The sequence below is a fragment of the Enterobacter sp. UPMP2061 genome, assembly GCF_053709615.1.
The window spans coordinates 46,523-60,607 of sequence record NZ_JBSKJP010000001.1 but is presented as its reverse complement, the minus strand read 5'-3'; the positions used below and the strand labels follow the sequence as shown (position 1 = coordinate 60,607).

At 49.6% G+C, this 14,085-nt stretch carries 12 protein-coding genes; 7 read left to right on the top strand and 5 right to left on the bottom strand.

The genetic code is table 11. The annotated features are described in order from the left end of the window. Window positions 1-2: 2 nt before the first annotated feature. The 3 genes from tauA to mmuP form a co-directional block, all read right to left on the bottom strand. Window positions 3-965: a taurine ABC transporter substrate-binding protein gene (tauA, locus tag ACWKXX_RS00325; protein WP_032647375.1), complete on the bottom strand. Its 963-nt coding sequence runs from the start codon at window positions 963-965 to the stop codon at window positions 3-5. A 222-nt stretch (window positions 966-1,187) separates the two neighbouring features. Next, window positions 1,188-2,120 (bottom strand): homocysteine S-methyltransferase, encoded by a 933-nt coding sequence (gene mmuM, locus ACWKXX_RS00320; protein ID WP_116481041.1) that lies wholly within the window; start codon window positions 2,118-2,120, stop codon window positions 1,188-1,190. Beyond that, complete coding sequence (gene mmuP / locus ACWKXX_RS00315; RefSeq protein ID WP_116481040.1) at window positions 2,107-3,507, bottom strand: S-methylmethionine permease; 1,401 nt, start codon at window positions 3,505-3,507, stop codon at window positions 2,107-2,109. The genes mmuM and mmuP overlap by 14 nt, the downstream gene beginning before the upstream one ends. A gap of 157 nt (window positions 3,508-3,664) precedes the next feature. On the opposite strand from mmuP, the gene ACWKXX_RS00310 reads away from it, so the two are divergent. From ACWKXX_RS00310 to ACWKXX_RS00280, 7 genes are all read left to right on the top strand, one after another. After that, entirely contained in the window at window positions 3,665-4,774 is a 1,110-nt protein-coding gene (locus tag ACWKXX_RS00310) for an AI-2E family transporter (protein WP_017383139.1), read from the top strand. Between the two features lie 114 nt (window positions 4,775-4,888). Then, window positions 4,889-6,673, top strand: coding sequence for a diguanylate cyclase (locus ACWKXX_RS00305; protein ID WP_261666417.1), 1,785 nt, complete (start codon window positions 4,889-4,891; stop codon window positions 6,671-6,673). Between the two features lie 383 nt (window positions 6,674-7,056). Further along, window positions 7,057-7,551: a molybdopterin-dependent oxidoreductase gene (locus ACWKXX_RS00300; RefSeq protein ID WP_023303170.1), complete on the top strand. Its 495-nt coding sequence runs from the start codon at window positions 7,057-7,059 to the stop codon at window positions 7,549-7,551. A 17-nt stretch (window positions 7,552-7,568) separates the two neighbouring features. Next, a complete protein-coding gene (locus tag ACWKXX_RS00295) occupies window positions 7,569-9,506 on the top strand; it encodes a putative bifunctional diguanylate cyclase/phosphodiesterase (protein ID WP_261666418.1) in 1,938 nt (645 codons plus the stop codon). Window positions 9,507-9,765: 259 nt separating this feature from the next. Continuing rightward, a complete protein-coding gene (locus tag ACWKXX_RS00290) occupies window positions 9,766-10,023 on the top strand; it encodes a YjhX family toxin (protein WP_003863178.1) in 258 nt (85 codons plus the stop codon). A gap of 10 nt (window positions 10,024-10,033) precedes the next feature. Further along, window positions 10,034-10,780, top strand: a complete 747-nt coding sequence (locus tag ACWKXX_RS00285; RefSeq protein WP_261666487.1) for an SAM-dependent methyltransferase — start codon at window positions 10,034-10,036, stop codon at window positions 10,778-10,780. Between the two features lie 487 nt (window positions 10,781-11,267). Further along, window positions 11,268-12,179, top strand: coding sequence for a DUF2971 domain-containing protein (locus tag ACWKXX_RS00280; protein WP_169724286.1), 912 nt, complete (start codon window positions 11,268-11,270; stop codon window positions 12,177-12,179). A gap of 145 nt (window positions 12,180-12,324) precedes the next feature. Here the strand turns inward: ACWKXX_RS00280 and ACWKXX_RS00275 are convergent, their stop codons facing one another. Both ACWKXX_RS00275 and ACWKXX_RS00270 read right to left on the bottom strand, forming a co-directional pair. Further along, on the bottom strand, window positions 12,325-12,951 hold the full coding sequence (locus ACWKXX_RS00275; RefSeq protein WP_169724285.1) for an AbiV family abortive infection protein: 627 nt from the start codon (window positions 12,949-12,951) through the stop codon (window positions 12,325-12,327). A gap of 47 nt (window positions 12,952-12,998) precedes the next feature. Further along, on the bottom strand, window positions 12,999-13,514 hold the full coding sequence (locus ACWKXX_RS00270; RefSeq protein ID WP_257438977.1) for a hypothetical protein: 516 nt from the start codon (window positions 13,512-13,514) through the stop codon (window positions 12,999-13,001). Window positions 13,515-14,085: the final 571 nt, after the last annotated feature.

The following is a 14,085-nucleotide window of genomic DNA, read 5'->3' as shown; positions in this document are numbered from 1 at the left end:
CCTTATTTCACAAAGCGATCGGTCACGAACTGGCTGTAATCCGCCGCCACCGCAGGCACTTTGCCCTGCTCTTTCAGGAACGTCGCAGTGTCGACAATCGCTTTGCTCACCGGCCCGTTCAGCTGCTGGATCTGCTGCGCAGGCGTCAGATAGGTGTTGCCTTTTACCAGCCCCGGCACGTCAGCTTCCGGCACGCCGCTCAGACGTGAGAGTTTCTCCAGGTTGGCGGGCTGTTTCAGCCATTCATCCGGGTTGCTGATGTATGGCTGCTGTGCGTCGATGGCGCTTTTGGCGAAGGCTTTCACCACTTCAGGGTGTTTCTCGGCAAAGTCCTTACGTACGACCCAGACGTCAAGGGTTGGCGCGCCCCACTGCCCCACTTTTTCGGAGTCGGTCAGCACGGTGCCCTCTTTTTCCAGCTCGTTGACGGCGGGCGCCCAGACGTATGCTCCATCGATGTCGCCACGCTGCCAGGCGGCAATAATCGCCGGAGGTTGCAGGTTAATGATCTGCACCTGGCCCGGCTTAATGCCCCAGTGTTTCAGCGCTGCCAGCAGACTGTAATGCGTGGTGGAGATAAACGGCACCGCGATGCGTTTGCCAATCAAATCTTCGGGTTTCGTGATGCTTTTCTTCACCACCAGCGCTTCGGAATTTCCGAGCTGCGACGCCAGCAGGAAGACTTCAATCGGCACCTGCTGGCTGGCAGCCACCGCCAGCGGGCTGGAGCCCAGGTTGCCAATCTGCACGTCGCCCGAGGCTAACGCCCGCACAATCGCCGCGCCGCTGTCGAACTTGCGCCAGTCGACATTCGCCCCGCTCGCTTTGGCAAAGGTGTTGTCCGCCTGCGCGACTTTCGCCGGCTCAGCGGAAGTCTGATACGCGACGGTGACGTCCACCGCCTGCGCCTGAAATGCCCACAGCGCCAGTGCGCCGAGAAGTGTGATCCGCGATGAAATTGCCATAGTGCCTGCTCCCCTTGTTGTTATGAGGGCAGTATTTCCGGCGCGAGAATTTTGATAAAGGAATAAAAAAGAATCGCTAATGACGATTCGTTTTTAGAAAAAAAGCGGGAAAGGATAGTGAATTTTGTGCGGTTGTTTCTCCGGGTGGCGCTGCGCTTACCCGGCCTACGGTTCGTGCAATTTGTAGGCCGGGTAAGGCGCAGCCGCCACCCGGCAAAGACCTCAGCGCTGAACCGTCAGCGCAGCAATATCCTGCGGCGTGGTGCGACAGCAGCCGCCAATCAGCTTCGCACCGGCATCCAGCCACTGCGGTAAATACCCTGCCAGCGTCTCGCAGGCTTCACCGTGGTGATGCCAGGTTTTGCTCACCGCGTCATAATGCTCGCCGGAGTTCGGATAGACCACCAGCGGCAGCGATGTCAGGCTGTGCAGATGCGTCAGCGCCGAGGTGGTGTTTTCCAGCGCGATACAGTTGATCCCCAGCGCAACAATCTGCGGGTAGCTTTCCAGCGCAGAAACGACATCCCGCAGCGGCGTTCCGTCACTCAGATGCTCGCTGTCACGCAGGGTAAATGAGAACCATGCCCGGGCGCGGGGATACGCCGTCAGCAACGCCGCAAGCGCCTTAATCTCCGGGAACGAAGGCAGCGTTTCACAGGCCAGCAGATCCGCGCCCGCATCCAGCAGCGCCTCCACGCGGGGACGATGGAACGCGGTGAACTCTTCAGCTCGACGCACGTAATCGCCGCGATATTCAGATCCATCGGCAAGATACGCGCCGTAGGGCCCTACCGACCCCGCCACCAGCAGCGTGCCCGCCTGCGCATTCTCAGCCAGGTACGCTTCCCGCGCTTTGCGCGCCAGCTCTACGCTTTTGCCAATCAGTGCCCGTGATTGCGCCTCGTCCAGCCCGCGTGCGGCAAAGCCCGCAGGCGTGGCCTGATAGCTGGCGGTAATCGCCACCTGTGCCCCCGCGCGGTAGTAGTCGAGGTGCACGTCACGGATCAGCTCCGGGTTTTCCATCAGCACTTTGGCCGACCAGAGGCTGTCGGCAAGGTTACAACCGCGCGCTTCCAGCTCCGTTGCCATCGCCCCATCCAGCACGACAAACGGCTGGTTTTCAAGGAGGGCGGTAAGCGGATTATTCTGCGACATGTTCAGGCTCCTGCGATGTCAGGTTTCGGGTCAGGTAGTACGCACCATAACACAGGGCGACAAACGGCAGCCCGCAATAAAGGGCAATACGCTGGCTGGGGTCAAACCACAGGCCGACGCAGGCCACCAGACAGAGGATAAAGCCAAGCACGGGCACCAGCGGATACCATGGCGCGCGATACTGCAACGCCGAAAGCGGCTGCCCGGACTGCACGTGACGGCGACGAAACACAAAGTGTGACGCGCAGATGCTGATCCACACCGCCACCACCGCAAAACCGGAAATGGCTGACAGGGCCACAAACACCGTATCCGGCGCGACCACGCTGGAGAACAGCGCCAGCACGCCACCCAGCATGGAAACGGAGAGCGCCGTCAGCGGCACGCCGTTTTTGTTGACGCGGGCAAAGCAGCGCGGCAGCGTTTTCTCGTTAGACAGAGACCACAGCATACGGCCAGAAGCGTATAGGCCCGAGTTCGCCGCCGAGAGGATCGCCGTCAGGATCACGAAGTTAAAGATATCCGCCGCATACGGAATGCCGACCTTTTCAAACACCAGCACGAACGGGCTTTTCTCCACGCCAGCCTGCTGCATCGGGATCAGCGCCGCCAGCACAAACACGGTGCCAATAAAGAAGATGATGAGCCGGGCGATGGTGGTGCGAATAGCAACCGGAATAACCTTGTGTGGGTTTTCCGTTTCTCCTGCCGCGATGCCGATAAGCTCCGTTCCGGAGAAGGCAAAGTTGACCGCCACCATGGTCATCAGGATCGGCAGACCGCCGTGCGGGAACCAGCCTTCGGCAGTAAGGTTGCTTAAGCCCGGCGCCGGTGAACCGTCCTGCATCGGGATAAAACCGAAGATCGCCGCCCCGCCGAGAATAATGAAGGCGATGATGGTGATGACTTTCACCAGCGAGAACCAGAATTCCCCTTCGGCGAAGAAGCGCGTGGAAATGACGTTAAGAGCAAAAATCACCACGCAAAAGACGACGCACCACGTCCAGACGGGAACCTGCGGGAACCAGTACTGCATACAGAACCCGGCTGCGGTAAAGCTCGATCCCAGCGCCACTGTCCACGTAAGCCAGTAGAGCCAGGCCACGGTATACCCTGTCGCCGGGCCGAGATAACGAGCGGCGTAGACGTGGAACGCGCCGGTTTCCGGCATCGCTACGGAAAGTTCCCCCAGGCATTGCATAACCAGCCAGACCACCAGCGCACCAATAAGATACGCCAGCAGTGTGCCCGCCGCGCCGGTTGTCGAAATGATGTATCCGGTATTGAAGAATAACCCTGTGCCGATAACGCCCCCCAGCGAGAGCATAATCAGGTGACGGGTTTTCATGGTGCGCTTAAGCTGCCCGTTTTGTTGTTCTGTTTGCATATTACCTTCTAAACGTATGGACATCTAAACATCCAAAGAAGGGTGTTATACCGCGATTGTTAACAAAAAGCCACCCGGCACGACTTCGGCGCAATTATTGGTAAATCTTTAAATCAGTTCTATAGTCGACACAGTTTCTTCTTCACCAGGACTCACTATGCGATTTAACGGACTGACCAAAGGTTTCTTTATTCTCATCCTGGCCCTTGTTACCTGGGCTTTCTTTGACGTGCTGTCACCCTATTTCTCGGCGATTCTGTGGGCCGCGATCCTGACCATCATTTTCAACCCGGTGAAAAACAAATTGCGTACCGCACTGGGCGATCGCAACGGGCTGGCTTCCCTCCTTACACTCGGCATTATCTGCTTGATCGTGTTTATTCCGTTGATGGTGATCCTTTCCTCGCTCGCGGTGGAACTGAACATGGTTTACACCAAGCTGCAACAGAACAACACGCAGTTCCCGGAAGTCATCGCCGGTATCTTCAATCGCCTGCCGGACTGGGCCAGCGGCTTCCTGGCGGATCACAACCTGACCAACGCCGCGCAGATTCAGAAAAAGCTTTCCGATGTCGCGTTACAGGGTGGACAGTATCTGGCGGGAAGCGCGTTCCTGATTGGTAAAGGGACGTTCGGCTTTGCTATTAGCTTCGGTATTATGCTGTACCTGCTGTTTTTCCTGCTCAAAGACGGGCCCTATCTGGTGCGCCAGATCCTCGACTCGCTGCCGCTGTCTGACTTCGCCAAACAGCACCTGTTCGCCAAGTTTGTCGGCGTCTCGCGAGCCACTGTAAAAGGTACGGCGGTCGTGGCAGTGGTTCAGGGTACGCTTGGCGGTATCGCCTTTGCCATCGTCGGTATTGACGGTAGCGTACTGTGGGGAGCGCTGATGGCGTTCCTCTCCCTGGTGCCCGCCGTCGGCTCGGCTATCGTCTGGGTTCCCGCCGCGATCTTCCTGTTTGCCACTCACCAGCTGTGGCAGGGTCTGTTCATTGTGGGCTTTTTTGTCATTATCGTCGGGCTGGTGGACAACCTTTTACGTCCGCTGCTGGTGGGCAAAGACACCAAAATGCCGGACTACCTGATACTGATCACCACGCTCGGCGGTATGGAGCTGTACGGCATTAATGGTTTTGTGATTGGGCCGCTGATTGCCGCCCTGTTTATCGCCTGCTGGAACCTCTTCTCCGGCCGCGACCACGCAGGCAACGCCGAGGAGCTGGACGCAGACTTTATCGAAGAGGGAAAAAACCCTCCGGATCTCTAACGAAACGCGTTTTGTCAGGCGGCCCTGTGCCGCCTTTTTTTTCGCGATAAATCAGGGGTTTTCTATAATCTGAAATGAACGCTCTTCCACATTTGTCGTAGAAGGATCCAACAGGTGCGAATCGCCACGATCACAAACTGGGCCTATGGTGTCACGGTGTGCCTGACCATTGCCTCCGGTATCGTCATGCTGATGGCTTCCCATGCCGACAACGTAGAGCGTCAGGCTGTTAAGCAACGACAAATTTTTGACCAGCTTACGGAAGAGATTGAAGCAGAAACCTGGATGCTCTCCGATTTAGCGCGCCTTTACGCCATCAAAAAAGAGCCCGATGTGCTGAAAGCGTACCAGGCGAAAGAAGGTGAACTGAAGAATATTGAACACAAAGTGGGACAGTTAAAAGATACGGGCGCAACGGGCGAAGAGCTGGCGCTGCTGTATGAAGGGCTGAAGATTGTTGATAGCCTACAGGATGAACAGCAGGCAGCAATTGCCAGCGTCGCCCGGGGTGAGGAACAACAGGCCATTGCGTTACTTTTCGGCAAAATCTACGAACTTGAAACGGAACGCGCCCAGAGCAAGATTGACCATTTTCGTATGCTGCTGGATAAGCGCATTATTGCCGATGTCCAGGCGGCGACCAACACGTCGAAAACGCTGCGTACCGCCTCAGAGGTGATGGTCGGCCTGACCGCCCTGCTCTTCTTATTCGTGATGGGCTTTATTCTCAAGCACCGCGTGCTGCGCCCGGTGGTGCGCCTCAGCGATGTGGTTCACCGCCTGGCCTCACAGGATTACGCCGTCGAAACGCCCAATTTCAACCAGGTCGATGAGATAGGCGATATGGCGCAGGCCATTCGCATTTTCCGCGAGAACGGGCTGGCAAGGCAGCGGCTTGAAAAAGAACGCGACGCAGACTGGGCCATCCGCGAGCTGCTCGCGCGAATGACCCAGCGCTTGCAGGGGTGCGAGAACGTCAGCGACGTGATTGAGGTGGCAGAGCTGTTTGCTCCCAACATTGCGCCGGGTATCGCCGGACGTCTGTATATCCTGGATCGAAACCCGTGGGAGATGCGCTGTGCGGCGGAATGGTTATCTCCACAGGGAGAAAAAAATGCTTTCCACCCCGATCAATGCTGGGCCATACGCCGTGGTCAGAGCCATCCACCGGTCAACGGCGAGCCGGATATCGGTTGCCAGCATCTGCCTGAATCACAAAAAGACAGCTCACTGTGCGTGCCGCTCATTGCGCAGGGGGAAGCCATTGGTTTGCTGTCGTTTCAGAACATCACGCCTGAAACGGCACCGTCCCGCGCATATCTCGAATTAATGGCGGAAGCCCTGGGTCTGGCGCTGGCCAACCAGCGTCTGCGCGATGCCCTCCTGGAAAAAGCGCTATTCGACCCGCTCACCGGCTTGCGTAACCGTCACCACCTGGAAGATACCCTGCGCACTCAGATAGCTCAGGCAATGCGCAATGATGAGCCGATGAGCTGCATGATGATCGACATCGATCACTTTAAAAGCATTAACGATCGCTTCGGCCATGAGGCTGGCGATCATGTGATTAAGAGCGTGGCGACAATCGTTCAGCGTGCCGTGCACGATGCCGGCCTGGCCTTCCGCTTTGGTGGCGAAGAGTTTCTGGTGCTGCTAACGGGTGCGGATGAGGAAGCGGCTCACGCCTGCGCAACTGAGATTTATAACGGCGTTCATACGCTGTCGCTGCGCTATGGGCTTGCTGAGATTGGCCCGGTGGATGTGTCGATCGGGATCGCCAGTTACCCGCAGCACGCCCAAAGCGACGACCTGCTGCGCGCGGCAGATGTGGCGCTTTACCGGGCGAAAGAGTTGGGGCGCTCGCGGATCGTCAGTTTCAGTATGCTGGAGACGGGTTAACCGAAACTCAGTGCAAATGACGTCAGAGGTACTCGCACTCTCTTATTCCCTCACATTGAGGGTGCGTTATCATTCTTTGTACAAATAAATTCATCTTAACGATGCCACCATTGATAAAAAATGGGGGTGCGTAAATATATCAATAAATCAAGGCGATCATTTTTTAAACCCGGGTGGCTAATTACACTGAGTTTTTATGTTTTAAAAAACGTAAGCTCCAGCCAGAGGTCTGCAATCACGGGGCAAACAACGATTATCCATTTGATTTTAAAACATTTAATGAAGTATCGTTTGCAAAAAGCCGTGGCGTTCAACAAAATAGACAAACTTATAGGATAATTAACTTATAATTCTTATACTTCTGTTAAAAAGAGGAGGCCAATATGCGAATAATCCTAATGCTGTGCTGCTTTTTGGTACAAAGTTTAAGCTGGGCTGGTGAACTGCCAAAGCCTGTGGGCAAACCCATCTTAACCATTACCGGTAATATAGAAAATACGAACGAAAATGGAAAAGCCGTTTTTGATATTGCCAGCCTGGAAAAACTGGGGATGGTGAGTTTCCAGACGACCTCTCCCTGGTATAATGGCCGCACGAAATTTGAGGGTATCCCTATGCGCAAACTCATGGAGTATGTGGGTGCTAAGGGTTCTGTTCTGAATGTGGTTGCACTCAATGATTATACTACCGTCATCCCTCTCAGCGACTTCCAGAAATACAACGCCATCCTGGCGTTAAAGGTCAATGGCGAATATATGCGCATCCGCGATAAAGGTCCGTCATTCATCGTCTACCCTTATGACAGTCTTCCTGAACTCAATAATCAGATTTATTACTCGCGATCGGCCTGGCAGGTCAGCAAAATGAAGATTGAATAGTAGTTCAGGAGAACATAATGAACAGGATACTGGTTGGTATCATTTTTTCTCTTTTTATCACTACGGGATATATAGCCTTTCTTGTCTACGACCGTCAGCAGGAGTTGCAAAAATTGACTCACTACACTGAGTCCTGGTCTGTAGCCCAACTGGTATCTGAATATTACCGATTTGAATCATGGATTGGACTGTACGCAACCGAGACTGATGACGTTACGGTAGACCAGGTTCGCATGCGCCTGGAAATCATGCTGAGCCAGAATGATTTATTGAAAGAGGGCGGCCTGGGTCGTTATATAAACAGCGCGAAAGCGCATCAGGCGCTCGCCTTACGCCTGGAAAATATACTGAACTATCTGGATGGTCATCTTGAGAAAATGAGCCGTTCAGAGTTAAAGCTCTATCTGAAAAATATGCATTCACTGGATGCCCCGCTAAGCCAGCTTTCATCAACGGCTTTAACAAAAGATGTTAATACAATCAATGAAACTAACCTAAAAATACAGGTTCTGTATTATATTTATTCAGCACTTTCGCTGTTACTGGTTATTTTAAGCTTCATACTGGGCTTTTTGATTATCTATCAAAATAAAAACATTCTCAAAGCACATACACAGGTTAAAACGCTGGCTGAAGAACTTCAGCTGTCCAAAGAAACCCTGCAAATCCAGAATACAAAACTGGAATACGATGTTTATCATGACTCCCTTACCGGCATGAAAAACCGTCTTTTCTTCTGGGATGATCTCAATAAACTTAATCTACAGGCTGAGGAAAAACATATTTCGGTCACGGTGATGTTATTCGATTTAGACCGGTTCAAAGAGGTGAATGATACCTACGGTCATGATGCTGGCGATTTACTGTTACGTGAGGTATCCACGCGCCTTAACGCTTTGAGCCGCTTTTCAGAGACATTTTATCGTTTGGGCGGCGACGAATTTGCTTTTCTCTCCAGTGGCTTAACCGAAGCCGCAGCCGTTTCACGCGCGCGAGAAATCAGTGATAGCATCAGCAAGCCCTATACAATTAATAATCAACTTATAAAAATAGCCACCTGTGTGGGTATTGTTTTATCGGATAACGAACGACGTTCAGATTACCTTTATAAATTTGCCGATCTGGCGCTCTATGAAGCCAAGAAAGAAGGTTCTCAGCAAATCAAAGTCTTCCGCCAGCGAATGCTACAGAAGTTGCAGGAAAGCAGAACCCTTGAAAATGATATGGCAAGAGCAATAGAGAATGATGAATTTGTTGTTTATTACCAGCCTATTGTGAATTCCGTCAGCAAGGAAATTTACGGCTATGAAGCGCTTATTCGCTGGATGCACCCCGTCAAGGGGATGCTCTCCCCGGATAGCTTTATTTTCGCCGCTGAAAAAACAGGCATGATCAACGAGATAGGTAAAACTGTACTTAAACTGGCGTGTAGGGAGGCGGTCTCCTGGGCTGTTCCGGCCAGGATCTCCGTCAACGTCTCGCCTGTTCAATTGGGCAGCAAATCATTTATTAATACGGTGCAGTCCGTTCTGGCTGAGACCGGGCTCCCGGCTAACCGTCTTGAGTTAGAGGTCACAGAGTCTTCCCTCTTCAGTGACAGAAATAACCCCATTGCGATCCTCAAAAAACTACGCTCACTGGGCGTAAGAATTTCTATTGATGATTTTGGCACGGGTTATTCGTCGCTCTCCAGACTCAGCGAACTGAATTTTGATAAAATCAAGATCGATAAATCTTTTGTCAATCCGATATCTACGCAGGAAGATGCGCTTAATATTGTGAAGCTGATTACCGGTATGGCTAAAAGCCTTAATATGGGCGTCATTGCCGAGGGCGTTGAGACCGAAGAGCAGCTTGAGCGGCTTCAGGCTCTGGGTTGCGAGCTTGTGCAGGGATATCTTTTCAGCAAACCACAGCCTCAGGTCGACAGCAAAATTAAGAGCGGCCAGGAATGATCCCCTCTCCTCAGCCCGATACCAACCAGGATCACATTTTTCACCCCTGGGTATTCACTGACAATAACCAGGTGTTATCATTCACCCCGTAAATACCTATCAACTCAATCCGAGGCTTTGATGCTGGAGAATGTAATCATCCGATAATCAGCTTCCCGACCTTTCCAGGCCGGACTGATTATCAATGCGCCGAAATCGTATGCGGACACCGCTGTGTGTTTGCACGTTTTGCACATGATGATTAAACAGGTTTTCCAGTATGAATTTATCCCGTCAGGAACAACGTACCTTACACGTTCTCGCCAAAGGTGGCCGTATTGTGCACGTCCGCGATACCTCCGGCCGCGTCACCGCCGTTGAATGCTATAGCCGCGAAGGGCTACTGCTGGCTGACTGCACGCTCGCCGTTTTCAAAAAGCTCAAAACCAAAAAGCTGATCAAATCCGTTAACGGTCAGCCCTACCGCATTAACACCACCGGGCTGAACAATGTTCGCGCTCAGCCTGATAATCGTTGAGGAGAGGATGATGGATATCCCACGTATTTTTACTGTTAGCGAAAGCGAACACCGCATTCATAACCCCTTTACACCAGAGAAGTACGCGACGCTGGGCCGCGTGTTACGCATGAAGCCAGGCACACGCATTCTCGATCTCGGCAGCGGCTCGGGAGAGATGCTTTGTACCTGGGCTAGGGATCACGACATTACCGGTGTCGGTATCGACATGAGCCCGCTCTTCACCGCGCAGGCCACGCGGCGCGCAGAGGAACTCGGCGTCAGCGAACGCGTCCATTTCATTCATAACGACGCGGCCGGCTACGTCGCGAATGAAAAATGTGACGTGGCGGCCTGCGTTGGCGCAACCTGGATTGCGGGGGGCGTAGCCGGGACAATGGATCTGCTGGCAAAAAGCCTCAAGCCTGGGGGAATAATGCTCATCGGCGAACCGTACTGGCGTCAGGTACCCGCGACGGAGGAGATAGCTCAGGCCTGCGGCATCTCGTCGATTGCAGACTTTCTCACTCTGCCCGGTCTGGTTGCGTCTTTCGATCAACAGGGCTATGACCTGGTTGAAATGGTGCTGGCTGACCAGGAAGGCTGGGACAGGTACGAAGCCGCAAAATGGATGACCATGCGGCGCTGGCTGGAGGAAAACCCAGATGATGACTTCGCGCAGGAGGTTCGGGCGGAGCTGACGATAGCGCCTGAACGTCATGTGACGTACACGCGGGAGTACTTTGGCTGGGGGGTGTTTGCGTTAATGGCGCGATAATATGGCGCTGGCGGTATAGCCTTTAGGGTTATGCCGCCGACCAACTTCTTTGAGGTACAAAACGATGACGCGAAATTGTGCAGCCAATAGCAATATTTGCTGCCATGGTCTGAGAATGAGATTTACTGGAATGGAGGGTAACTATTTGATTTAGATGGTGCGATAATAGGAACAGCACAAGGCATCCAACCCATTGAAATAAAATGATTATCTGTTTTTGTGATACAAAAATACCCCCAGAAGTACCCCCGGCGTTTTTCTTTGCTCAATAAACATACAACCATATGGCGAGTGCCTCAGAACCCTCCCTCAGGTAAGTATTTATCATTCAAGTCTAACTCTACTTGTCATCCATACGAACATGAAACAGTGTTTAAAATGAGATCTTCATAAAATTTGTTAATAATAGATCCGTATTTTCTTGCTCTATCTTTTTAATAAATAGTATTGTAAGAAGTAATAGCACTCATTTTCTTAAGGATTATACATGCGCTCACCGTATCGTTTACATGAACGTAGCTCCTTTTATAAATACATGCCCCTTTCCACAGCTGAAATTGTCCTGCAAAACGCTTCATTGCGATGGAGTTCACCACTAATATTCAATGACCCTTTTGATGTTCCGCGAGAAGTTATCCCAGATGTGAATGAACACGATATTAGCAGAGCATTAGCCAAGAAAATTTTGTTAGAATTAAAAAACCCACGACCTGACACATCCCAACTGAACTCTGGCATAAGGTACCTTCTTGAATTCTATAAAAATTACTTTCCATTTGGACTTCCAGAAGAGTTAATAAAAAAACAAACCGAGCTAATTTTAAACCCTCCCGTAGGTGAAGGAGCAAAGGATGCTTTAACAGGGTTTAGAAATTATTGGGATAACACACTACGAGATAGACGGATATTATGTCTTAGTGAAAGTCCGGTAATAACCTCAATGTGGAATCATTATGCTGACAGCTATAAAGGTATAGTTTTAGAATTTAGTTGCTTAGATGAACTTGATAGCGCTTGGCTTTTAGCTAAACCTGTGAAGTACACAGATGAAAAACCCTTAACTTATACTGCTGAAGGAATGGCTGAATTATTTTTCATGGATGAAGAAATCGTTAAAAATTATATAAATGAAGATATAACTTACATCAAAACCCTAGATTGGCAATATGAAAAAGAATGGAGAGTATCAACTCACAAAAGACCTCTTCAGGAAGGTCTTTATAGTGACCTAACCTTCAACATACACGAACTTAAAACAATCATACTCGGCCCCATGTTTGATATGGATAAATTACCTGCTATAAATGAGCTATCAGAGAAATATCCTTTAGCCAGTGTTTCAAGTGCGACAATTACGCGCTCTGGATTGATTGAAATAATTCCCTTAACTACAAATTGAAATTTATAAACTGCAAGAGGATGTGAAGAGGGTATAAAATAAAGTTAATGAATATCGTATCTATCTAATTTTTAATATTCATTAATAAAACCTCTTCACATTCTCATGAAAAATAAGAGCTATAACAATATTTAGAGCTATAATTTTAATCATCTAAAGATTGTTTTAAAACATGTTCGAATAACTGAGATAATCTTTTTTCAATGTCATAAGTTTTATCGCTATAACCAACTAATCTATCGTCTATAGTTTCAATAGATAAGAGCAACATTTCCTTAGACTTCTCCCTGTCAATCAGTTCATTAGGAGTAATAAGTGAACCGTCCTTGTTAGAGAAATAAAGTGCTTCCTCCCTCAAAGTTCTCAAAGAACCATTTATAACTTCGGAGTATAATTCCTTACATCTTTTTTCACCTAAAGCCTCCAGCAATCTTTTACCCATAAATACCGTTGGAAGAACTGCCATTTTATGTTTAGATAAATGATTGTAAAGTGGATCTTTCTTTCTATTTTGTTTTTCGTTTTTATTATCCCTACGATAAATACCAATCTCAGCCTTCGCAGTCTCTTCTATAGCTGTTACGCTTAGAAATACCGAGGTTCCAAATGACCGGCGCTCATAACACATAAAGGCATCTTCAATAAGTACCATGATATGACCACAAGCCTTATCAAAATCTTGTGTAAACTTATCATGACTAAAAAGTACTGCTCCTGCGTCTGCTGCCTGAAAAATCAATTCCCATCCTGCCAACATCGATTCTTTACTCATGAGACCACCTTATATCTAAAGAAGTAAAAACCATAAATAATCAATCACTATCTTTTTGAAAGAACATGGTTTTTAGAATGATAAAAAGCTATCGCACTGGCGAAGTAGGCTTCGGATATTTGCACAAAAAAACTTATTAAATACGCTGAATCATTTATATCAATAGATGTGGCATGTTCATGCCCCTTAGATACCTTCTTAAAAAAATCAATAAACTTACTTTTATCAGCTTCAGTTAACTTGTAGTTTAAATTGTGGCTTAATTTATTCCTTATACTATTAAAATCTTTCAACCTTATGTAAATCTCATTATAAGGAGGCTCTACTTTTTCTTTTTGCAATAAAGCAATTTTTTGAGAGAAATTTAACTTAGCTTCGTTCCAAGAAAGTGAAGGATACTTTAAAGAAAGATAGTCACTAATATATTTCTCAACACTAAGATGAGCAGTAAGAAATCCTCCGATGAATTCTACATCCACTCCTTCCACCCGATTCCATATACTACCTTCTGAATTTTCGGCCCCAGTGTAGATGGCTGTATGTGCTAAATCTTTCCAATCCATAATTAATCCGTTCTCGTTAAAACATTGTTATGGAGATAATCTTAGAACATCTTATAAAACAAGCTTGAAGTACGATCCTATCATACTGATGGAAGCAACTGTAACTTAGAGCGCGTTCTGCCAAAAATCCCCGCTGGCTGTGCCGGTGGGAGACAAGTTTTGACAACTCAATCTGAACGCCAGCTTCCGGGCAAACCAGAACATCGATCTGAAAGAGGCTCGAGGCTGGTTGTAAATGGGGAGTGCTTAACACCTCCCCTTCACGAGTTCGTGTACCTGAAGTTTTCTGAAGCGGTAGCGGTTGACACTTTCCCCTAGTTTTCCCTAGTAAGGCATAACAAACCATAACAGGCTGACAGCTGCCCTGCTTCGCATCAGGATTAACAAAAGCTAACAGCCAAGGCTCAACAAATCTCAACGCCAGCCCTTTACACTTCTGCTGTAGCTGCTGTTCGTAGGCGTCAGGATCCGTTAGGTTGGGTTGACACTTTTCCCAGTTTCTCGCGAAAAGTGTCAAGTTTGAGGGGCTGGGAGGTTTACAGTTTTTCGCCGTCCAGCAGGCAGAGTGGCA